18 protein-coding genes are annotated in these 20,985 nt (G+C 61.2%); 8 read left to right on the top strand and 10 right to left on the bottom strand.

Features of this window, described 5'->3' with window-relative positions:
- Nucleotide 1: 1 nt before the first annotated feature.
- The 6 genes from AF71_RS02010 to AF71_RS01985 all read right to left on the bottom strand — a co-directional run bounded on the left by AF71_RS02010 (nucleotide 2) and on the right by AF71_RS01985 (nucleotide 6,268).
- Nucleotides 2-877: a choline/ethanolamine kinase family protein gene (locus AF71_RS02010; RefSeq protein ID WP_169679509.1), complete on the bottom strand. Its 876-nt coding sequence runs from the start codon at nucleotides 875-877 to the stop codon at nucleotides 2-4.
- A gap of 66 nt (nucleotides 878-943) precedes the next feature.
- Nucleotides 944-2,023: a sn-glycerol-3-phosphate ABC transporter ATP-binding protein UgpC gene (gene ugpC, locus AF71_RS02005; protein WP_169679507.1), complete on the bottom strand. Its 1,080-nt coding sequence runs from the start codon at nucleotides 2,021-2,023 to the stop codon at nucleotides 944-946.
- Between the two features lie 24 nt (nucleotides 2,024-2,047).
- On the bottom strand, nucleotides 2,048-3,121 hold the full coding sequence (locus AF71_RS02000; RefSeq protein ID WP_018855355.1) for a Gfo/Idh/MocA family oxidoreductase: 1,074 nt from the start codon (nucleotides 3,119-3,121) through the stop codon (nucleotides 2,048-2,050).
- 21 nt (nucleotides 3,122-3,142) lie between these two features.
- Complete coding sequence (locus AF71_RS01995; RefSeq protein WP_018855354.1) at nucleotides 3,143-4,027, bottom strand: carbohydrate ABC transporter permease; 885 nt, start codon at nucleotides 4,025-4,027, stop codon at nucleotides 3,143-3,145.
- Entirely contained in the window at nucleotides 4,020-4,976 is a 957-nt protein-coding gene (locus tag AF71_RS01990; protein WP_112658130.1) for a sugar ABC transporter permease, read from the bottom strand. Before AF71_RS01990 ends, AF71_RS01995 begins: the two co-directional genes overlap by 8 nt.
- A gap of 5 nt (nucleotides 4,977-4,981) precedes the next feature.
- Nucleotides 4,982-6,268, bottom strand: coding sequence for an ABC transporter substrate-binding protein (locus tag AF71_RS01985; protein ID WP_025659755.1), 1,287 nt, complete (start codon nucleotides 6,266-6,268; stop codon nucleotides 4,982-4,984).
- Between the two features lie 200 nt (nucleotides 6,269-6,468).
- Here AF71_RS01985 and AF71_RS01980 point away from each other — a divergent pair, with 200 nt between their 5' ends.
- Together AF71_RS01980 and AF71_RS01975 are read left to right on the top strand one after the other, a co-directional pair.
- Nucleotides 6,469-7,146, top strand: coding sequence for a TetR/AcrR family transcriptional regulator (locus AF71_RS01980; protein ID WP_169679505.1), 678 nt, complete (start codon nucleotides 6,469-6,471; stop codon nucleotides 7,144-7,146).
- Nucleotides 7,147-7,302: 156 nt separating this feature from the next.
- Entirely contained in the window at nucleotides 7,303-8,577 is a 1,275-nt protein-coding gene (locus AF71_RS01975; RefSeq protein WP_018855350.1) for a Gfo/Idh/MocA family oxidoreductase, read from the top strand.
- Here AF71_RS01975 and AF71_RS01970 read toward each other — a convergent pair.
- The 3 genes from AF71_RS01970 to AF71_RS01960 are packed head-to-tail and all read right to left on the bottom strand — an operon-like array spanning nucleotide 8,574 to nucleotide 12,471.
- A complete protein-coding gene (locus AF71_RS01970; protein WP_113488930.1) occupies nucleotides 8,574-9,584 on the bottom strand; it encodes a hydroxyacid dehydrogenase in 1,011 nt (336 codons plus the stop codon). The two genes, AF71_RS01975 and AF71_RS01970, sit on opposite strands and share 4 nt — an antisense overlap.
- On the bottom strand, nucleotides 9,581-11,437 hold the full coding sequence (locus AF71_RS01965; RefSeq protein ID WP_169679503.1) for a DUF2264 domain-containing protein: 1,857 nt from the start codon (nucleotides 11,435-11,437) through the stop codon (nucleotides 9,581-9,583). Before AF71_RS01965 ends, AF71_RS01970 begins: the two co-directional genes overlap by 4 nt.
- A gap of 14 nt (nucleotides 11,438-11,451) precedes the next feature.
- Nucleotides 11,452-12,471 carry a LacI family DNA-binding transcriptional regulator gene (locus tag AF71_RS01960; protein WP_169679501.1) on the bottom strand — a complete coding sequence of 340 codons (1,020 nt, stop codon included), beginning with the start codon at nucleotides 12,469-12,471 and terminating at the stop codon, nucleotides 11,452-11,454.
- Nucleotides 12,472-12,611: 140 nt separating this feature from the next.
- On the opposite strand from AF71_RS01960, the gene AF71_RS01955 reads away from it, so the two are divergent.
- From AF71_RS01955 to AF71_RS01930, 6 genes are all read left to right on the top strand, one after another.
- Nucleotides 12,612-13,901, top strand: coding sequence for an ABC transporter substrate-binding protein (locus AF71_RS01955; RefSeq protein ID WP_018855346.1), 1,290 nt, complete (start codon nucleotides 12,612-12,614; stop codon nucleotides 13,899-13,901).
- Nucleotides 13,902-14,082: 181 nt separating this feature from the next.
- On the top strand, nucleotides 14,083-15,105 hold the full coding sequence (locus tag AF71_RS01950; protein WP_169679499.1) for a LacI family DNA-binding transcriptional regulator: 1,023 nt from the start codon (nucleotides 14,083-14,085) through the stop codon (nucleotides 15,103-15,105).
- A 41-nt stretch (nucleotides 15,106-15,146) separates the two neighbouring features.
- Complete coding sequence (locus AF71_RS01945) at nucleotides 15,147-16,385, top strand: sugar ABC transporter substrate-binding protein (RefSeq protein WP_018855344.1); 1,239 nt, start codon at nucleotides 15,147-15,149, stop codon at nucleotides 16,383-16,385.
- Between the two features lie 74 nt (nucleotides 16,386-16,459).
- Nucleotides 16,460-17,374 (top strand): sugar ABC transporter permease, encoded by a 915-nt coding sequence (locus AF71_RS01940; RefSeq protein WP_018855343.1) that lies wholly within the window; start codon nucleotides 16,460-16,462, stop codon nucleotides 17,372-17,374.
- Nucleotides 17,374-18,237: a carbohydrate ABC transporter permease gene (locus tag AF71_RS01935; RefSeq protein WP_169679497.1), complete on the top strand. Its 864-nt coding sequence runs from the start codon at nucleotides 17,374-17,376 to the stop codon at nucleotides 18,235-18,237. The genes AF71_RS01940 and AF71_RS01935 overlap by 1 nt, the downstream gene beginning before the upstream one ends.
- A gap of 25 nt (nucleotides 18,238-18,262) precedes the next feature.
- A complete protein-coding gene (locus AF71_RS01930) occupies nucleotides 18,263-20,176 on the top strand; it encodes a beta-L-arabinofuranosidase domain-containing protein (RefSeq protein ID WP_113470612.1) in 1,914 nt (637 codons plus the stop codon).
- Nucleotides 20,177-20,203: 27 nt separating this feature from the next.
- Here AF71_RS01930 and AF71_RS01925 read toward each other — a convergent pair whose 3' ends face one another.
- Nucleotides 20,204-20,941 (bottom strand): type 1 glutamine amidotransferase, encoded by a 738-nt coding sequence (locus tag AF71_RS01925; protein WP_169679495.1) that lies wholly within the window; start codon nucleotides 20,939-20,941, stop codon nucleotides 20,204-20,206.
- Between the last annotated feature and the right edge of the window lie 44 nt (nucleotides 20,942-20,985).

The following is a 20,985-nucleotide window of genomic DNA, read 5'->3' as shown; positions in this document are numbered from 1 at the left end:
ATTATCGATCCTGTTCAAAAAGGTCGTAGGCGCGCTCGAAGCGCGCAAGATTCTCGGCCGTATAGCCGGCATAGTCGAAATCGATGGTGGAATGGATCTCGGAGACCATGCTCCACAGCGTCTCACGCAGCAGCGAAGCGCATTTCATCGCCGTGTAGCGGTACCGGAGATCGCTCGTCACTGCCTGACCGAAGTAGATCTCCAGCATTTGGTGTTCGTCCTCCTCGCCAAGCTGGTTGTTGGAGGCGAGCCCCCCGAGATCGAAGAGCGGTGTATTGAAGCCGGCATAGTCCCAATCGATCAGCCAGAGGCGCTTGCCGTCATCGAGGAAGTTTGCCGCAAGTAGATCGTTGTGGCCGAAGGCTATGTCAAAGGGACCGGCCGCGTTCTCGAGCCGCTCCGCTTTTTCAAGCACGGCTGGCAGGCGCGCAACATAGGTGCTGCCGGTGGCATCGAGATGCGCCGCATAATCTCGAATGACGTGAAACACCCAGAAGATTGCGGCGGGGCCGCGGAAGTGTCGGGCGATCTCCCGATGACAAGCGTGCACGAGCGGCACCACGCGCTTGAGCATTGCGGGATTCTTTATGTCGTCGGGTGTCAGCGCCCTGGCTTCGATGAAATCAAGGACCAGTACGCCGGGCTGATGATGGATTACGGCCGGCGAAAGCCCGGCTGCGTGTGCGGCGTGGCTGGCGGCAAGCTCGTTTTGCCGGCTGATGTGATGAACGGGAATGTCTTCTCCGAGCCGAACGACACGGCGAACCGCGCGATCCCGCACCAGATAATTCCGGTTGGTGATGCCGCCGGTGATAGGCTCAATCTCGATCGGACCCTGCCAGATGCCGAGTGCATAAATCCGATCTTCAGGCGTCACGCTAGTCTCCCCTCGCGGCCTATCCTATTGAAATCATGGCCAGAGCGGGATCGGCTGTCAAGCGTGCTAGATGGTAGCACCCGAGGCGTCGAAGACGTGACACCGCGCCGGGTCGAACGAGGCCTTCACGTTCGTCCCCCGTTCGACCTTCTGCTGCCCGTCGAGCGCGATCGTCAGTTGCTGCCCATCCGGCGTCGTTGCATAGAGCATCGTCGCGCCGCCGAGGTTCTCGACAAGATCCACGTTGACGGTCGCGAGCGTGATACCGCTGTTTTCAAGCACGGAGAGATGCTCCGGGCGGATGCCGAAAGTGACGGTTTGTCCGGCCTCGGCGTTGAGCCTGCGCGGCAGGCGAACGGAATTGCCGCAGACGTTGATGGTCGTCTCGGCTTCGCCGACCTGCTCGACGCGCGCCTGCAGGAAGTTCATCTTCGGGCTGCCGATAAAGCCTGCCACGAAACGGTTGGCCGGATTGTTGTAGAGATCGAGCGGTGCACCGACCTGCTCGATGCGGCCAGCGTTCAGCACGACGATCTTGTCGGCCATGGTCATGGCTTCCACCTGATCGTGGGTGACGTAGATCATCGTGTTGCCGAGGCTGCGGTGCAGCCGGGAAATCTCCACACGCATCTGCACGCGCAGTTCCGCGTCGAGGTTGGAGAGCGGTTCGTCGAATAGGAAGATGCGCGGCTCGCGGACGATCGCGCGGCCGATCGCCACGCGCTGGCGTTGGCCGCCGGAGAGTGCCTTCGGCTTGCGCTCCAACAGCTTTTCGATCTGCAGGATTTCGGCGGCGCGCTTCACCTTCGGCTGGATTTCGGCTTTCTTGTAGCCAGCAGTCTCCAATCCAAAGGCAAGGTTCTTGTAAACCGACATATGGGGATAGAGGGCATACGACTGGAAGACCATCGCGATGCCGCGCTTGGCCGGCGCCACTTCATTCATCCGCTCGTTGTCGAGCAGAAGTGCGCCGCCGCTAATCTCCTCGAGCCCCGCGATCATGCGCAGCAGGGTGGACTTGCCACAGCCTGACGGGCCGACGAAGACCGCGAACTCGCCGGGATCGATCTTCAGGTCGATACCGTGAATGACGTCCAGGGAGCCGTACCGCTTCTCGACCTTCTGGAGAACGACGCTTGTTGCCATGATCTCAGGATCCTCCCTGGTCCATTATTTCGTGCGAGCACGCCAGTCGGCGTACTTCGGGCTGTCCGATCCGATTGGCAGGATGACTTCGCTGCCGGTATCGGACGATTGGTAGATGGCGGTCACGAGTTCCAGCGCGCGGCGCGCGTCCCCTGTTGTCACCGGCAGCGGTCCATTGCCGCTGAGAAAGGCGTGGAAATGCTCCATCTGCGTGGTAAAGCGCGGCGCGACCGGTCGCCAATGACCGATGATGGCATTGATGCGCGCCTGCACATCGTCATTCGCGGCGATGATCTTCCATGGATCTTTGCCTGGCGAGTAAGGTTCATGATTGCTTTCGAAGGTGACGTTTTCAAAGTGCAGCCGCAAACGGCTGATCTCCTCCTGGGAGCCCAGCGTGCAGGAGAGAGACACGAAGGCGCCGCTCTGCATCAATAGGCTTGCCGACGCACAGTCCTCGACCTCGATGTCGTTGACGCGAGTTGCAACGCGACCGAACACCTTCGATACCGGCCCCATCAGATGCAACAGCATATCGTGCAGGTGCAGCGCATGGGTTACCAACACGCCCCCAAGCTCTGTCGCCCATTTGCCGCGCCAGGGCACGGAGTAATATTCGGGCATTCGGCGCCAGAAAGTCTCCACCGAGCCCAGATAAGGCCTGCCCGCGATACCCGCCTCGATGATCCGCTTCGCCTTCTCGATGCCGTCGCCGTAGCGATACTGGAAGATCGGCATCAGCGTGCCCTTGGCCGTCTTCTCCGCCTCCATGATCGTGTCGACGCCGGAAAGCGATCCGGTTAGCGGCTTCTCGCAGATGACGTGCTTGCCGGCGGCGAGAGCTGCCACCACCTGCTCAAGGTGAATGCCGGGCGGAGTGCAGATATCGACGATGTCGACACTCGCGTCATCAAGCACATCGGCAAACGAGGTCGTGCGCTTGGCGATGTCGAATTCGTCGCCGATTTCCCGCAGGCGTTCCTCGTTCAGGTCGCAGATCGCCACGACCTTGAACTTGTCGGGATGCGGCAGGTAGCCTTCGACGATGTGTGAACGGCCGATGCCGCAGCCGACGATCGCAACTCGCTTGATACTCATTGACCTATGTCCGTAATTGCATCAGCGCTTCATGCCGGTCGTGGCGATGCCCTCGATCAGCAGGCGCTGGAAGAATAGGAAGAAGAAGAACACCGGCACCAGCGTCAGCGTGGACATGGCGAACAGGCCGCCCCAATCCGATGCGCTGGTCGAGTCGACGAATGTGCGCAGACCGAGCTGGATCGTGTAGGTGTTCATATCGTTGAGGTAGATCAATGGCCCGAAGAAGTCGTCCCAGGTCCAGATGAAGGAGAAGATCGCGGCGGTCGCAAGCACCGGCAGCGACAGCGGCAGCATGATCTTCCAATAGATGCGCCAGGCGCTGCAGCCGTCCATCATGGCGGCCTCATCGAGCTCGCGCGGGATACCGCGGAAGAACTGAACCATCAGGAAGATGAAGAAGGCATCGCTTGCCAGGAACTTCGGCACGACAAGCGGCAGGATGGTGTTCACCCACCCGAGGTTGAGGAACAGCACATACTGCGGAATGAGCGTCACGTGATACGGGATCATCAGCGTGCCGAGCATGATCGCAAACCAGAAGTTCCGGCCGGCAAAGCGCAGGCGTGCAAAGGCATAGGCTGCCAGCGAGCAGGCAACGACATTGCCGATGACTGTCAAAATCGAGATGACGAGCGAGTTCCAGAAGAAGCGGCCGAAAGTGATGTCGAGCCCGATCCAGCCGCGCAGGTAGGACGAGAAGTCGATCGACGACGGAATAAGCGACGTAGACGAGAAGATCTCGTTTTCTGGGCGGACCGAAGCGGACACCATCCACAGCAGCGGATAGAGCATCAGCAGCGAACCAAGGATCAGCAGCGTGTGGATCGCGATTGACGTCGGAAAGCTGCGCTTGGTGATATCAGACGGCGGCGCCGTGACAGCAGTGGTGATCCCGTTAGTCATCGTAGTGCACCCAATAACGCGAGGTCAGGAAGGAGAAGGCAGTGAAGATCGCGATGATCAGCACGAGGATCCAGGCAAGCGCCGAGGCGTAGCCCATGCGGAAATTTCCGAAAGCCTCCTGATAGAGATAGAGCGTGTAGAACAGCGTCGAATTGATCGGCCCGCCCGTCCCACCCGAGATGATGAAGGCCGGCGTGAAGGCCTTGAAGGCGTCGATCGTCTGGACGACGGCATTGAAGAAGATGACAGGCGTCAGGAGCGGCAGGGTGATCTTGTAGAACTGCCGGAACTTGGATGCTCCGTCGAGGCTGGCCGCCTCATACATGTCGGTCGGAATCTGCCGCAGACCAGCCAGGAAGATGATCATCGGAGAGCCGAACTGCCAGACGCTGAGTGCCACGAGCGTGTAGAGCGAGTAGCTCGGATGCGAGATCCAGCTCGGTCCCTGGATGCCCAAGTGGGCAAGTGCGGCATTGACCAGTCCGTCGCCGGCAAACAGCTGCCGCCAGAGGACGGCGATCGCCACGCTGCCGCCCAACAACGACGGCAGATAGAAGATCGCGCGGTAGAGCGGCAGGCCGCGAACGCCCTTGTTAAGGGCCATTGCGACCAATAGCGCGAAGGTCAGCTTGAAGGGCACCGACAGCACCACATAAGTCAGCGTGACCCGCATCGCTGCGGCAAATTTCGGGTCGGCGGTTGCGATGCGCACGTAGTTTGCCGCGCCCACCCACTCGGCCGACCGGATCATGTCGAAATCCGTGAACGAGAGGTAGAGCGAGATGACGGCCGGTCCGAGCGTCAGCCCGAAGAAGCCGATCAGCCACGGCAAAAGGAAGAGATAGCCTGGGGCGTTGGCGGTCCAGAGGCGTTTGAAACGCCCCTGGGCTGCCGCCCCATATTCACTCTTGATACCGTCCGGGGCGGTCGTGCGCATCACATCACTCATCCGCGTCAGCCTTTGGCGAGAATGCGGCTGAGTTCGTCGACCAACTGCTTGCCACCGTCGCTCGGCGAAAGCTGGCCGAAGGCAATCTGCTCTGCGATCGTGCGAAGCACGACCTGGCCTTCACCGGCACCGGAGGGCGGCGGCGGCGGCAACTTGCCGGCAAGGTCACCAAGGCCGCTGACATAGTCGAGCGCGATCTTGCCTGTTGCATCAAGCTTGGCAGCCACGACGTCGCGCATCGCCTTCGATTCCGGAATACCGCGTTCGACGTCGAGCGCGAGAGCGGCATCGGGGTTGGTGACGAAGAAGTTGACGTAGTCGACAGCTTGGTCGATCACCTTCGACTGCGAGGATACGGAGAAGAACATCGACGGCTTGCGGTAGTGGCCGCCCTTCGAATCCGACTTAATGCGCGGATAGTTGTTCAGCGCCAGCTTGTCCTTGCTGACGGCCTGGAAGCCGACGAACTGGTTACTGTGCGCGTAGTCGGCAGCAGCCTTGCCGAGCGTGACCGGGCTAGTGTCGATCGTATCCTTGTAGAGCGCCTGGACATCAGGTGGCACGCAGGCGTTCGCTTCGCGGAACTTGCTCCACATGTCGAACCATTCAGAAGCGTCCTCTGCGCCGAAGGCGACCTTGGAATCGGCCGTGTAGAGTGCCTTGCCGCGCTGTCTGAGATAGTTTTCCAAGAGCGGTTCGTTGCCACTGCCGTCGGCAAAGCCGAAGAAGCCCTTGCGCTTGCCGGCCTTGGTAATCTCGGCACCGATCTTGCCAAACTCTTCCCAGGTGGTTGCCTGCGTCGGCAGATCGACGCCAGCTTCCTGGAACGCGGTGGTGTTCAGAACGGTCGCTGCGGCGTTGGCGCCGAGGCTGACGCCGTAGAAGTGCCCGTCAACGCTGCCGCCCTCGATCTGCGCCGGGTCGAAATCGCCAAGATTGAGCTTCGACGGCATGTAGGACTCGAGCGGGGCGAGCGCGCCGCGCCGCGCATATTCAACGATATAGCGGTAGTCCATCTGGATGACGTCGGGCGCATTGCGGCCGGCGACCTGCGTCGCCAGGCGTGGCCAATAGTCGCCCCATCCGAGGAATTCACCGGTGATCGACGTTCCCGCATTCTTTGTCTGATAGAGTTGCGAGACCTTGTTGGTGCGGTCGGCGCGGGGCTGCGAACCCCACCATAGAAGCCGCAAGCGGGTGTCGGCGGCAAAAGCCTTGGATCCCAGTGCCGACAGTGAAAGAAGCGTTGCTCCCCCCGCCATGAAGTTACGTCTGCTTACGCGTAGTGTCATCTGTTCTCCTCCTCCCTTGGGGAGCGCCTCCACACGCTCCTTGCTGGTTTCTCTTGCAACAAATAACTAATTGGTTACAAGCTATGGAGAAGCGTTGAGGCTGTCAAGCGCTGATGTGATAGCCCTCCTCTCGCTTCTCGTTTTTACAATCTGTTCTCAACGTATTATGAGCGCAATGGGGAAATTAGAAAGGTGAGCCGATGGAAGGCGCCAGCGGAAATGGGGAAAAGAAGAGAGTAAGGCGGCAATCGCCCGAGCGTGTACTGCAACGCGATCCGGAACGGACTCGTGCAGCAATCCTCGAGGCCGCGACCAAGGAATTCGCCGAGAACGGCATGGGCGGGGCTCGTGTCGATGCCATCGCCGAGCGTGCCGGGACAAACAAGCGGATGCTCTACCATTACTTCGGCGACAAGGAGCAGCTGTATCTCAGGGTGCTCGAGGAGGCCTATGTTGGTATCCGCACCGCCGAGCGCGAGCTGCATATCGGCGACCGGACGCCGCAGGAAGGCATTGGCGAACTGGCGCTGTTTACCTGGCGGTATTTTCTGAAGCATCCCGAATTCCTCAGCCTGCTCGGGACCGAGAACCTTCACCGCGCGCGCTGGCTGCGCCAATCCGTCCGGCTCAAGGAGCTGCATTCGCATCTGATTGGAGAACTCTCCGACGTGCTGGAGCGCGGCAAGAAGGCCGGTGTCTTCATCGCAAACGCCGATCCGCTCAATGTCTATCTGACGATTGCCTCGCTCGGATATTTCTACCTGTCCAATCAGTACACGCTTTCGACGATTTTCGGCCGCGACCTGGTCGAGCCCGGCAATCTCGATGCCTGGGAACGCCACATCGTCCACGTGACCCTCGCATCGATTTCTGCCTGATCCGCGAAATTCGAGATCGGCTATTGACAGGAAACCATCTCTGCCGTCAGGTAACCGTTTAGTTACAGCCTTGCCATGAGCCGCGAGGGGGGCGCGGTTTTTGTCGGCCAGGCGTCAGGACGCTGTTCGTTTCATACGCATGAGGAGGATCATTCGATGGAGAAACGTCGCTTTGCCTTGATTGGAACGGGAAACCGCGGCACCACCATGTGGGGCAAGGAACTGCTTGCCGGCTGGCGCGAGCATGTGGATCTCGTCGCGATCGTGGATACCAACTCGCTGCGGGCCGAGCGAGCCCGCACGATGATCGGCAGCAATGCGCCGATCTACGAAAACATCGATGCCATGCTCGCCGAGCAGCAGGTCGATCTCGTCATCGTCTGCACGCCCGACTATACGCATGACGATATCGTCGTGCGCGCGCTGGAAGCGGGCATCGACGTCATCACCGAAAAGCCGATGACCACAGCGGTCGACAAAATCCGCCGTATCCTCGATGCGGAGAAGCGCAGCGGCAAGCGGGTGGATGTCTCGTTCAATTATCGCTATTCGCCGACGGCCGCCAGGATCAAGGAACTGCTGAACGCCGGCGAGATCGGCCGCGTCACTTCGGTCGACTTCCACTGGTACCTCGACACCAAGCACGGTGCGGACTACTTCCGCCGCTGGCACGCCTACACGGAAAATTCCGGCAGCCTCTTCGTGCACAAGGCGACCCACCACTTCGACCTTTTGAACTGGTATCTGGATAGCGATCCGGATGCCGTCACCTCCTTTGCCGACCTGCAGAACTACGGGCGCAAGGGCCCCTTCCGTGGTCCACGCTGCAAGCTCTGTCCGCATTCGGGTGAGTGCGACTACTTCCTCGACCTCGAGGCCGATCCCTTCCTCGACACGCTCTACGAGGATCCGTCGAAGATTGACGGCTACTTCCGAGACGGCTGCGTCTATCGCGAGGATATCGACATCCCCGACACCATGGTCGTCAGCATCCGCTACAAGAACGACGTCCACGTTTCCTACTCGCTGAACACCTTCCAGCCGATCGAAGGTCACCACATCGCCTTCAACGGCACGCATGGGCGTATCGAACTCAGGCAATACGAGAAGCAGCCATGGGAGACGCCTGACGAGGACACGATCCTGCTCGTCCGCAATTTCCCGAAGGACAAGCCGGCCGTCGAACGCATCGTCGTGCCGCATTCTTCGGGCGGCCACTACGGCGGCGACGACCGGATGCGCAACATGATCTTCAAGCAGGGCATGGAAGACAAGCTTGGTCAGCGTGCCGGGACGCGCGCCGGCGCCATGTCCGTGCTGTGCGGCATTGCTGCTCTGACGAGCTCGCGCAGCGGCAAGGTTGTCAAGATCGCCGACCTGATGCCTGAGATCGTCGCGGGCGGCGCTTCGACGAATCTGAAAGCCGGCTAAGCAATCAGGGCGAGGTCGCGACGCAGGATCTGATAGAGGAGCGGTTCGCCTTTGGTGAACCGCTCTATTTCATCGACTGCCATATCCCCGAGCCGCCCGCGCTCCAGCCCTACCGCGCCGGCGATATGCGGCGTCAGGAACACATTCGGCAGGTCATAGAAGGCCGATGCCGTCTCCGGGACTTCAGGATCCGTTACGTCGATGATCGCGTCGATCCGCCCGGTGCTGAGCGTCTCCAGCAGCGCGGCTTCGTCGATCAAGGCGCCACGCGCCGTATTGATCAGCGTCGCTCCTTCTTTCATCAGCGACAGCTCCCGGGCCCCGATCATATGGCGCGTCGATGGCAGCGACGGTGCGTGCACGGAGACGATGTCGGACTGCGTCATCAGTGTCGGCAGATCTGCCTTCTCGGTTCCGAGGCTGATTGCCTCGATCGCATCGACGGTGGGGTCGAAAAGAAGGACGCGATATTCGAACGGTCGCAAGAGCTCGATCACTCGTCGGCCGATGCGTGAGGCGCCGATGATGCCGACCGTGCGATGATAGTTGCCGATCGCCAACCGTTGCATCGGGTGCGTCCGGTCGCGATTGCGATCCGCCAGATAGAGGTCGCGGAAGCGAAATACCTGCTTGCCGGCGAAGATGATTGCCGCAAGCGTGAACTCCGCAACGGGAACCGAATTTGCCTCGGCGGCGTGCGTCACGGCTATGCCGGCATCGAAGATCTGCTCGTCGACAATTCCCTTAACTGTTCCGGCCGCATGGGCGATCAGGCGCAGCCGTGGGGCCGCCGCAACTACCTCGCGCCCGACATAGGGCGATCCCCAACCCGTGATGAGAATGTCAGTCTCGGCGAGAATGCGCCGGGCGCGATCGTCGCTAAAACTCCGGAGCGGTTGAGGATCGAGAAGTTGGCCGATCTCGGCAAGCCGGTGCAGGGCCTCCGCGGTGAGGACATGCTCCGTTCGCGAAGGCTGCATCGCAAGTGCGATGGAGGGGCGCTTCATGGCATCTGCCCTGGCGCCTCGATGGCGCTGACCCTGATGCCCGCGCTCGCAACAAGCGCTTCAAGCTCCGCAACGTCAGGAGCCTTTGGGGGAGTGGTCCAAGCGCCGGTTACAGTGCCCGCGTCGTTGGCGGCGAGGACGGCGGTCATCAGGATCGTTTGGCCTGCCGGAATTTCACCACGCAGTTGCGGCACCAGCGTTTTCGCAACGATCATGTTGGTATTCGGCGGAGCCTTCTGCGTGAGACCGGCGCGCGGCGTCAGGGAGCCGATATCGGTGATCCCGCTGAAATCGGCTTCGCCGATCGCATAGGCGCTTGAGCCATTCGCGAAAAGCGTATCGAGCTCGAAATCCCGGCGTGCGATCGCAAAGCCACCCTCCGCCGTCTGCAGCGGCCGGGGCGTGTTGATGCGGTGGACGCGGATGTGCCATGGCGCCGCCGGCACCAGCCAGGTTTCGACATCCACATCCCGGAATGGCGACCACTTGGAATAAAGAACATCACCCGCAAGCTTGGCTTCGCGGTTGGTCTCGCGAACGCGGTAGTGCAGGCCATCATCACTGAAGGCGAGGGCGGAATCGAAGGCCGCGCCGGCGAAGTTGCGCTCGTCGGATTCGACGCTGAAACCGTAGCGGCTGGAATAGGCGAACTTCGCGTATTTCTCCGTGCCGAACCGCATCTGCAGGTTCTCCTGGCCAGAGGACAGCGCGACGACGTCGCCGCCATTGCGCATGAGCACCATACCGGGATGGCGTTGCGGCAGGACGCTTACAGTTTCCAAAGGCGGCCTTTCCTCAGCCGTCCAGAAAGGGTGATCTTCGGCCAGGGCCAGCGGCAGGAACGCCTTGAACGCCCAGTAGGGCGAACCAGCCGAATTGTAATTTTCCGACATCAGCAGGTTGGGATAGCCGAAGCCGATCGACAGAATGCCGTCGCGGTCGGTCATCGGCTTGTCCTTCCACCAGCGCAGGTGCTGCAGGCAAAGGCTCTTGATTTCGCCCCAGGGCAGCGCTTCAAGATTGGCGAAGGCGAGGGCCGACCAGAAGCCGGCGCAGGCGAAGCGGTAAGTCAGGCTGCGGCCGAAGGGAATCGTCGCGCCATCCGAGCCGAACCAATGCTTGAAGTCGTTTGCAAAGAGGAGAGCGCGTTCTCGGTAACGCTGTGCGTAGTCGTCATCGACGAGCTTGGAATAGATCAGCCCATAGAAGTGCATGGCGAACGGAATGTAATGGTCGATCCGGCGAACATTGCCGTCGCGGTACCAGCCGTCGCCGAGATAGAAGCCCTCAAGCTCCTCGAGATACTGCTTGGTCAGGCTCCGGTCGAAATTGGCGCCGACGCAGTCGAGCGCGATGTCGACGAAGATGCGGAAGAATTTCCAGTTGTTATCGGCGTAGTCGAATTGCCGGGCATGCTTGAGATAGGCGACCACGTTGTCGCGCGCCCGGCCGCCAAGCGGCTCCCAGACCTTCTCCGGCACAAGCGCCAAGGCAAATCCGAGCGCCGCAAGCTCGACCATGCGCTGGTCTCGGCCGTTGACCGTGCCCCAATATTCCGGATGCTTTGGGTCCGTACCGTTGGCGATACCCTCGGCAATACGATGCCATTCGGCAAAGTCGCCGCCACCGGCGCCAAACGGCGCCAATCCCCAGAGCGGCCGCGCAAAGCCTTCGAGATCCGCTGCCGCGCGGTCGAAATGCGCAGCTGCGCCGTCAAGGCGGACGCGGGCATTGCCGGCCGAGAAATAGGGGAGCAGCGGATCGAAGAGGTCGCGAAGCGCGCGCGACATGTCCTCGCGCGTCTTCAGCGGATTGTTGGCAAGCGGATTTGAACTGGCGGGATCATAGGTCATCGGCATTGCTCATGTCAGGGGTTCGGAACGGTGCCGCCGGCAATCGGAACGACGGCATGGCAAATCTGGCGGGCGGGGGCGTTGCGGTCCCTGAATCGCGCCACGATGAGACTGACCGCCTCCCTGCCAAGCGCCACGCGATCGACACGCATGGTCGATAGCGGCGGGTTGGTCATCAGCGCGCAGGGAAGATCGTCGAAGCCGACGATGGCGAAATCCTCGGGCACCCGAAGCCCGGCTTCGGTGACGGCTTCGAGAACGCCGACGGCGATGAAGTCGTTCATGCAGAACGCGGCGGTAAAGCCGGCCTTCTCCGCGAGTACTGCGGACGTCAGCTCGTGCGCCTCATGAATTGCGCTGCCCTGGAAGCTCATCGACACAAGGCGCCCTTCCGCACCGTCCGCGTCGGTGATCGCGGCCTTGAAGCCGCGCACACGCTCGCGGATGGTGTTTCGATGCGATCCCGTCAGATGCAGGATCTTGCGGTGGCCGGCATCCAGCAGTCGGGTCGTCGCTTCATATGCGCCGAAGAAGTTGGAGGGTGACGCGCCGTCGAGCCTGAGCTTCGGATCGGTGCCATTGACCAGCACCGTCGGGATTGCCGCGTCCTCTAACCAGGCGCGCAACTCGGCGCTTGAATCGATCCCGACCAGGAACAAGCCGCCGGCGCCGGCCGTCTGCATGTACTCGTGGACCACATCAGGCGTGGCCCTGTTCTCGCGGATCAGCCGCACCTCGAAGGGGACACCGGCATCGAGCGCCCCGGCGCGCAAGCCTTCGACGATCCCTTCGTAGAAGACGCTAAGCCCGCCCGTCACCCCGTCGCTCGCAATCAGGGCGAGGGTGCCACGAAGCGCGCCGGTTGCGGTGCGCGCCGAGTAGCCGTTTTCGGCCGCCACCTTGAGAATGTGCTGGCGGACGCTTTCGCTGATGCCGGGCTCATTGGCGAGCACGCGGGAAACGGTGGATACGGAAACCCCCGCCATGGTGGCAATGTCGGCCTGTCGCAGTCTCTTGGTCTTGATCTCGTTCATACGGCGAAGATTATGCAAATAACGCAAATTTGCAAGCAAAAGATAATTTGTTGCATTGATGAATTTTTTGCGTAATCTACGCCGCATAAGCCCGTAGAGCTGTTGGAGGATGGCGGGGCAATGAAAGAGGAGGATGAAACATGCAGGTCAATCGCCGTTCATTTCTGATGGGTTCGGCAGGCGTCGCTGCCGGGCTGGCCTTTGGTGCCACAAGCTCAATTCCGGCCTTTGCGGAAGATGCCAAGCTGCGCGCCATGTGGTGGGGATCGAACGATCGCGCCAAACGCACGCTTGATGTCGCCAGGCTCTATGAAAGCGAGAACCCCGGCGTATCGATCGTCGGCGAATCGCTTGACGGCAACGGCTACTGGACAAAGCTCGCCACCCAGATGGCCGGCCGCGCCGTGCCCGACGTCTTCCAGCTCGAACCGAGCACGATCTCCGACTATTCGAAGCGCGGCGCATGCCTGCCGCTCGACGAATTCGTGCCTTCGACGCTGAAGGTCGACTCGTTCGGCAAGGATATGTTGAAGCTGACGACGGTCGACGGCAAGCTCTACGGCATCGGCCTCGGCCTCAACTCCTTCGCGCTGTTCTTCGACCAGACGGCCTTTGAAAAGGCAGGCATTCCGGTACCGACGGCGGATTTGACCTGGGACGAGTACGCCAAGATCGCAGTCGAGCTGACGAAGGCCGGCGGCAAGAACAATTACTGGGGCGGCCCTTATGGCGCGCGCTACACCTACGTCTTCGATGCCTGGCTGCGCCAGCGCGGCAAGAGCCTCTATGCCGACGGCAAGCTCGGCTTCAATGCCGACGATGCAACGGCGTGGTACACGTTCTGGGAAGATCTGCGCAAGAAGGGCGGCACGGTCGCTGCCGACGTTCAGACGCTCGACCAGAACACCATCGACACGAACGCACTCGCGCTCGGCAAGTCGGCGATGGGCATGGCCTATTCCAATCAGCTCGTCGGCTACCAGTTGATTTCCAAGAACAAGCTTGCGATCACGCTCCTGCCGCGCGAAAAGAAGGGTGGTCCTTCCGGCCACTACTATCGCCCGGCGTTGATCTGGAGCGTCGGCGGAGCCACGAAGAACGGTGAGGCTGCCGCCAAGTTCATCGATTTCTTCGTCAATAACGTCGAGGCCGGCAAGATCCTTGGCGTGGAGCGCGGCGTGCCTATGTCGCCTACCGTGCGCGAGGCGATTCTTCCGCAACTCAATCCAGCCGAACAGGCTACCGTGCAGTATGTAAACCTGCTGAAGGATCAGGTGGGCGAGTACCCTGCTCCTGCGCCGCTCGGTTCGACGCAATTCGACCAGCGCGTCTTCCGCCCGATTGCCGATGAGCTTGCATTCGAGCGGACGACGCCTGCCGAAGCGGCCGCCCGTCTGCTGGAAGAAGGCAAGGAGACGATCAAAGGCTGATCGAAGCTCACATCGCTCAAGCTTTGGATCGCGGCGGGCATGGCCTGCCGCGATTTTCGTTACTCGCGGCCGCTCCTGAGGCGCTGATGGCAATTGTATGATTTTTGCTTGAGAAAACCTTTTCTCACTTGACGCTTCGGTTGGGAAAAGCTTTTCTCATCTGCAAATGGGGAGAAGCGCGGTGAACGTCGCGGGAGGAAAAAGAGGCCGGATTACCATCCACGACGTCGCGGCGGCGGCGGGGGTCAGTATTTCCACCGCCTCGAAGGCGCTGAACGAAACCGGTCGGATGAGCGTCGAAACCCGGGAGCGGGTAAAGCGCATTGCCGGCGAGGTCGGTTTCCGCCCGAATGCGCTCGCCCGGGGCCTCTTGAGCAAGCGCAGTTTCACTATCGGGCTGCTGACCAACGATACCTACGGGCGCTTCACGCTGCCGGTCATGGCCGGTATTTCCGAAGCGCTCGTCGATCACGGCGTGTCGGTTTTTCTCTGCGCCATCGAAGACGATCCGGCGCTCGGTCAGACCCATGTCGATGCCATGCTGGAAAAGCAGGTGGATGGCATTATCGCCACCGGCAAGCGATTGGACCGGCAGCTTCCGGTCGATCTGTCGAACCTGCATGTCCCCGTGGTCTACGCCTTCACCGAAGGGACGCCGACGAGCGTCACCTTCCGCTCCGACGACGCGCAGGGTGCGCGATTGGCGGTGGAGTGGCTGGTGAAGATGGGCCGTCGACGGATCGCGCATATCACGGGGCCGGAGGATTTCTTCTCGGTTCGCGAGCGCGCGGGTGCCTACCGCAATGTTATCGGCGGGGAGGGGATCGTCATGTTCGGCCGGTGGGCGGAAGCCTGGGGCCACGAGGCCGTCGCGCTGATATGGAGCCGTCAGGACGAAAAGCCGGACGCGATCTTCTGCGGAAACGATCAGATCGCGCGTGGTGCTGTCGATGCGTTGCGCGAGCGCGGTATTCGGGTGCCGGAAGATGTTTCCGTAGTCGGATTCGACAATTGGGAGATTGTCGCCGGCCAGACGCGGCCACCGCTCACTTCCGTCGACATGGAGTTGAAGGAGCTGGGGCGCCAGGCCGGATTGACGATTCTGGCGCTGGCCGAGGGACGCCCAGTGGAGCCGGGCGTCAGGAAATTGCCGTGCCGCCTCGTGGTGCGGCAGTCATGCGGGGCCCAAAGCCCCAGGAGATGAGGAACCGGCGCGGAGGAGTGCGCCAATTTGGGAGGAGTGCCATGATTAAGCGTCTGTTGGCTGCGACAAGCGTTGCCACCCTATGCCTGGTGTCCGGAGCATCGGCCGCCGAGAAAGTCGAAATGTGGGTTCGTTCCGGTATCGGCGAATCCTTCAAGAAGGTTGTCGAAGCCTACAACTCCAGCCACGAGAACCAGGTCGTCGCGACCGAGGTGCCGTTCTCGGAGCTTGTCCAGAAATACGCCACCGCCATCGCTGGCGGCCAGGCGCCGGATGCGTTGTCGATGGACCTCATCTATAACCCGGCCTTTGCTGCTGCGGGACAGCTGGAAGACCTGACAGACTGGGCAAAGAAGCTGCCTTATTTCAATTCGCTGTCGCCGTCGCACGTCCGCCTCGGCACCTATCAGGACCGCGTCTACGGCCTGCCGCTGTCGGTCGAAACCTCGGTCTTCGCCTGGAACAAGGACCTCTACAAGAAGGCGGGACTTGATCCTGAAAAGGCGCCCGCGACCTGGGAGGAAATCACCGCCAACGCCGAGAAGATCCGCAGGGTCGGTGACGATACCTACGGTTTCTATTTCTCCGGCGGCGGCTGCGGCGGCTGCATGATCTTCACGTTTACGCCGCTCACCTGGGGTGCAGGTGCCGATATCCTGTCGGCCGACGGCAAGACGGCGACGCTCGACACCCCGCAGATGCGCAAGGCGGTCGATTATTATCGCGACATGGTGAAGAAGGACCTCGTCCCGGCAAGTGCCGCCAGCGACAACGGTGCCAACTTCCTGAGCTTCACCAACGGCAAGATTGGCCAGCAGAGCCTTGGCGCCTTCGCGATCGGCACTCTGGTGACCGAGCATCCCGACATCAACTTCGGCGTGACGCTCATCCCGGGCGTTGACGGCAATCCGTCCTCCTTTGCCGGCGGTGACAACTTCGTCATCACCAAGGGCACCAAGAAGATCGACGCAGTGAAGGAATTCCTCGAATATATCTATTCGATGGACGGCCAGAAGATCATGGCGAAGTACGGTAGCCTGCCGACCCGTGGTGATATCGCCGACAAGGTGCTCGAGGGCCTCGATCCGAGGTTGCAGGTCGGCCTGAAGGCCATCTCGGTCGCCAAGACACCTTACACGCTGCAGTTCAACGATCTGATCAACAGCGCCAACGGTCCGTGGGCGACCTTTACCAATGCGGCCATCTTCGGTGACGACGTCGACGGCGCCTTCAAGAATGCACAGTCGGAGATGCAGTCGATCATCGACAGCGGCCAATAATCTCCCAGAGGCCGTGGCCGGAGGGTGTGGCAGTCCTCCGGCCGATTTTACTAGGAATGATGCGGAGTGTTTCGATGACCGTGACGGGTCGAAAGCAGACAGCATGCGTGCGCAGACGTGCCCCACGACCGGAATGGACGGGCCTCCTCTATATCGCTCCGGCGATGCTTCTGGTGATCATGTTCTTCGTGCTGCCGGTCGGATTTACCGCCTGGATGAGCCTTCACAACTGGCCGCTGATGGGTGCCCAGCGGTGGATCGGCTTCAACAACTACTTCCGCATGTTCAATGACGGCCGCTTCGTCGCGGCGCTGAACTTCACCGCCTACTATACGGTCATCGTGACGATCCTGATCTTCGCGGTCGCCTTTCCGCTTGCTCTTTTCGTCGAGCGGCAGCGGGCCTTCGTCAGCACCTATCGCACCGTCATCTTCCTGCCCGTCGTCGTCGGTCTGGCCTCTGCATCGCTGCTGTGGGTGTGGCTGGCCAATGTCGACAGCGGTTTCATCGGTCCTGCCTTGAAGGCGCTCGGACTTGTCGAAAAGAGCCCCAATCTGCTTGCCACCTTCGACAGCGCATTCCTGACGATCTGCGTCATGGTCGTGTGGAAGATAGCCGGCTTTACAATGATCATCCTGCTGACCGGGCTGCAGGCGATCCCGACCGATCTGACGGAGGCCGCCGTCGTCGATGGCGCCAATTGGTGGCAGCGCTTCCGCTTTCTGACGCTGCCGTTGATGCGCAGGACGATCGCACTCGCGCTGATCATCTCCGTGACCGGCTCGATCCTCGCCTTCGATCAGTTCTACATCATGACCTCAGGCGGGCCGCAAAACCGAATGATCTCTGTCGTCTACTATATCTTCAACCAGTCCTTCGTGTCCTTCAATCTCGGGTACGGCGCGGCGCTGTCGATTGCGCTTCTGGCCATTCTCGTGGTCATCAGTGTCGTGCAGCTTTGGCTGCTGCGTGTCGGGGAGGAGCGCTGATGAGCCTCGTCACCGGTCGCAAGCGAAGCCGTGTAATCCGTGGGCAGGCCGCCTATCACGGCACCGGCATAGCTATTGCCATCTTCTTTCTCGCTCCCTTTGTCATCACACTGCTGGCCTCACTCCGGCATGGCACGGAGGCGCGGCTGCCACCGCTGCCGCCATGGCCGACGAACGGTATCAGCTTCGATTCCTATCGCTCGCTCGACAGTTTCGGTGCCGGCATCTGGCAGCACACACTCAATTCGCTCATCGTGTCGGTTGCGACCGTGGTGCTGACCGTGGTCATCAGCCTGCTCGCCGGTTACGGTTTCTCGCGCTATCGCTTTCCGATGAAGAATGTCTTCTTCATCCTGATCATCGCGACGCTGATGATCCCCTTCCAGTCGATCCTCACGCCACTCTTCATCATCCTCGCCAGGCTCGGGCTCAACAACTCGCTCTTCGGCCTGACGCTGGTCTACGTGACGCTGCAGCTGCCGTTCTCGGTGTTCATGATGCGCAACGCCTTTGACGCGGTGCCGAAAGAGATCGAGGAGGCCGCGCGCATCGACGGCGCCCATGACCTGAAGATGCTCGTGCTGGTTCTGCTGCCGCTTGTGCTGCCGGGCGTCGCGACCGTGGCGATCTTTGCCTTCCTCAATGCCTGGAACGAATTTCTGGCCGCGCTCGTGCTGCTCTCCAGCAACGAGAAATACACGCTGCCCGTCCTGATGATGGCGGTGCGCGCCGGCCGTCTCGGGGCGATCAACTGGGGCGCCGTGCAGGCAGGTGTCGCCGTCATGACGATCCCCTGCCTCATCGTTTTCCTGCTTCTGCAACGCTACTACATGCGCGGGCTGATGGCCGGCGCGGTGAAATGACTTCTGAAGAAAGATGGATCAAGCCATGAACAAGTTGAAAAGAGACCGCCAGTTTCGCCCGCTTCCCGTGCCGGATGTCGATGTGCACGGGCTGTTCGGGGAGCGCCAGGACGCGATCTGCGACAGCACTGCTGAAACGCTGCTCGACCGTTGCGTCGCGGCGGGTATGCTGCAGGCGATCGACGTCACCAAGCCGAGCCCCGGCGTCGTGATCCCCATCGGTCCCTGGGGCGGCTCGACGCAGATGTTCTGGGATAGCGACCTCGGCAAATCGATCGAGACAGTGGCCTATTCGCTCTATCGCCGGGCCAATCCGGAGCTCGAAGCCCGGGTCGACGCCATCGTCGACATGTATGAGAAACTGCAGGACAAGGACGGCTATGTGAATGCCTGGTTCCAGCGGGTTCAGCCCGAGCGTCGCTGGACCAACCTGCGTGACCACCACGAACTCTATTGCGCCGGCCACTTGATGGAAGGCGCCGTCGCCTACTATCAGGCCACCGGCAAGCGCAAGCTGCTCGACATCATGTGCCGCTTTGCCGATTACATGATTACGGTCTTCGGTCATGGCCCGGGCAAGATTCCCGGCTATTGCGGCCACGAGGAAGTCGAGCTGGCACTGGTCAAGCTTGCCCGCGCGACCGGCGAGAAGAAGTATCTGGACCTTGCCAAGTTCTTCGTCGATGAGCGCGGAACCGAGCCGCACTTCTTCACCGACGAGGCGAACCGCGACGGCCGCAGTGCAGCGGATTTTCACCAGAAGACCTATGAGTATGGCCAAGCTCATCAGCCGGTTCGCGAGCAGAAAAAGGTCGTCGGCCACGCCGTTCGTGCCATGTACCTCTATTCCGGCATGGCCGACATCGCGACGGAATATAACGATGACAGCCTGACCGGCGCCCTAGAAACCTTGTGGGACGATCTGACGACCAAGCAGATGTATGTCACCGGCGGCATCGGGCCGGCGGCCGCCAATGAGGGCTTCACCGACTATTATGATCTGCCGAACGAAAGCGCCTATGCCGAGACCTGCGCTTCCGTCGGTCTGGTGTTCTGGGCAAACCGCATGCTCGGCCGCGGCCCGAACCGGCGCTATGCGGATATCATGGAGCAGGCACTCTACAACGGCGCGATGGCCGGGCTCTCGCTCGACGGCAAGATGTTCTTCTACGAGAACCCGCTGGAAAGTGCCGGCAAGCATCATCGCTGGGTCTGGCACCATTGCCCCTGCTGCCCGCCGAACATTGCCCGCCTGCTCGCCTCTATCGGTTCCTACATGTATGGCGTCGCGGATGACGAGATCGCCGTCCACCTCTATGGCGAAGGACGCGCGCGGTTCAAGATCGCGGATGCCAATGTCGAGATGACGCAAAAGACCCGCTATCCCTGGCACGGGGCCGTCCACTTCGACATCAAGACGAGCAAGCAGGCACGCTTTGCGGTTTCGCTGCGCATCCCGGAATGGGCAAAGGGGACGACACTTGCCGTCAACGGTGAGACAATCGATCTCGGCTCGGTCGAACTCGATGGTTACGCCCGCATCGAACGCGAATGGCGCGATGGCGACAAGATCGACCTGAACATTCCGCTCGAAGCACGCGCTCTCTGGGCAAACCCGCTGGTGCGCCAAGATGCCGGACGGACTGCCCTGATGCGTGGCCCGCTCGTCTATTGCGTCGAGGCGACGGATAACGGCGCAGGCCTGAACGGAATCAGGCTCGGCGAGGATATATCCGCGAAGACGGCTGAGATCGCCGAACTCGGTGGTGCGGTGGCTCTCGATATCGCTGTGACCAAGGATGAGTCGGATTGGGGTGCGACACTCTATCGGACCAAGCCGCCGGCAGCCGGAACGGGTACGGCCCGCTTTGTGCCTTACCATCTGTGGGACAACCGCGCCCCCGGCGAAATGCTCGTCTGGATCCGCTCCGCCACCTAAGCCGGCTAGGGATGTCAGGTCGCCGGCTTAAACGCCGGCGACCATGGGCTGTGATCGGACTTCCGCTCGGATCATGCGGACCCAATTGCGGCCAATGGCAAGGCCGGTGGCATCTGATGCCGCGGCGTGCGCGGAGGCAAGCGCCGCGTAGCGTTCATGCCAGCCCGGCTCCATCTGTTCGATCGATTCCGCAAACTCGCCCTTCCAGCTATCGATGACAGATGCGCTGGCCTCGAAATGGAACTGAGTGCCGTAGGCCGCGCGCCCGATACGAAACGCCTGGTTCTGAGTAAGCTCGCTCACTGCAAGACGCGTCGCACCCTGCGGCAGTGTGAAGGTGTCGCTGTGCCACTGGAATGTCGTGAAATCCGCCTCGAGGTTGGAGAGCAACGGATCCGCGTGCCCATCCTCGGACTTGCTGACCGAGTGCCAGCCAAACTCCAGTCCGGCATTCAGCTGGTTCTCCGCACCGTAGGCGCGCGCCAGGATCTGCGCCCCAAGACAGATGCCGAGCACCGCCTTGTCGGCCTCGGCGAAGTCGCGCATGAGCTGTGCAAGTCCTGGCAGGTAGGGATAGTTCGCGTCGTCGATCGCATTCTGCTCGCCGCCGAGCACCACCAGGGCGTCATGATCGGCAATGCCTGCCGGTAGCTTGCCGTCGATCCAGGGATAGAAGTGCTCGATCTCGGCCTTGGCTTCCGCCAGCGCCGGCCCCAGCGAGCCGAGCGGCGTGCTTTTCATGTTTTCGATGACGGCGACCCGCATCAGCATCTCCAGTACGATTTCTGGCTCCGAGAGGAACACCAAGC

Origin of the sequence: Rhizobium sp. 57MFTsu3.2, assembly GCF_012932765.1 — a bacterium.
In the GTDB taxonomy this organism is placed as follows: domain Bacteria; phylum Pseudomonadota; class Alphaproteobacteria; order Rhizobiales; family Rhizobiaceae; genus Rhizobium; species Rhizobium altiplani.
Note: the sequence above shows the minus strand (reverse complement) of the source record. Positions and strands in the feature narration are given on the sequence as shown.

Coding starts and splice junctions, on each gene's coding strand:
- AF71_RS01980 (WP_169679505.1), top strand. CDS start 6,469: ATGGAAGGCGCCAGCGGAAATGGGGAAAAGAAGAGAGTAAGGCGGCAA.
- AF71_RS01945 (WP_018855344.1), top strand. CDS start 15,147: ATGATTAAGCGTCTGTTGGCTGCGACAAGCGTTGCCACCCTATGCCTG.
- AF71_RS01940 (WP_018855343.1), top strand. CDS start 16,460: ATGACCGTGACGGGTCGAAAGCAGACAGCATGCGTGCGCAGACGTGCC.
- AF71_RS01965 (WP_169679503.1), bottom strand. CDS start 11,437: ATGACCTATGATCCCGCCAGTTCAAATCCGCTTGCCAACAATCCGCTG.
- AF71_RS01935 (WP_169679497.1), top strand. CDS start 17,374: ATGAGCCTCGTCACCGGTCGCAAGCGAAGCCGTGTAATCCGTGGGCAG.
- AF71_RS01960 (WP_169679501.1), bottom strand. CDS start 12,471: ATGAACGAGATCAAGACCAAGAGACTGCGACAGGCCGACATTGCCACC.
- ugpC (WP_169679507.1), bottom strand. CDS start 2,023: ATGGCAACAAGCGTCGTTCTCCAGAAGGTCGAGAAGCGGTACGGCTCC.
- AF71_RS01995 (WP_018855354.1), bottom strand. CDS start 4,027: ATGACTAACGGGATCACCACTGCTGTCACGGCGCCGCCGTCTGATATC.
- AF71_RS01990 (WP_112658130.1), bottom strand. CDS start 4,976: ATGAGTGATGTGATGCGCACGACCGCCCCGGACGGTATCAAGAGTGAA.
- AF71_RS01955 (WP_018855346.1), top strand. CDS start 12,612: ATGCAGGTCAATCGCCGTTCATTTCTGATGGGTTCGGCAGGCGTCGCT.
- AF71_RS01930 (WP_113470612.1), top strand. CDS start 18,263: ATGAACAAGTTGAAAAGAGACCGCCAGTTTCGCCCGCTTCCCGTGCCG.
- AF71_RS01975 (WP_018855350.1), top strand. CDS start 7,303: ATGGAGAAACGTCGCTTTGCCTTGATTGGAACGGGAAACCGCGGCACC.
- AF71_RS01925 (WP_169679495.1), bottom strand. CDS start 20,941: ATGCGGGTCGCCGTCATCGAAAACATGAAAAGCACGCCGCTCGGCTCG.
- AF71_RS02000 (WP_018855355.1), bottom strand. CDS start 3,121: ATGAGTATCAAGCGAGTTGCGATCGTCGGCTGCGGCATCGGCCGTTCA.
- AF71_RS01970 (WP_113488930.1), bottom strand. CDS start 9,584: ATGAAGCGCCCCTCCATCGCACTTGCGATGCAGCCTTCGCGAACGGAG.
- AF71_RS01985 (WP_025659755.1), bottom strand. CDS start 6,268: ATGACACTACGCGTAAGCAGACGTAACTTCATGGCGGGGGGAGCAACG.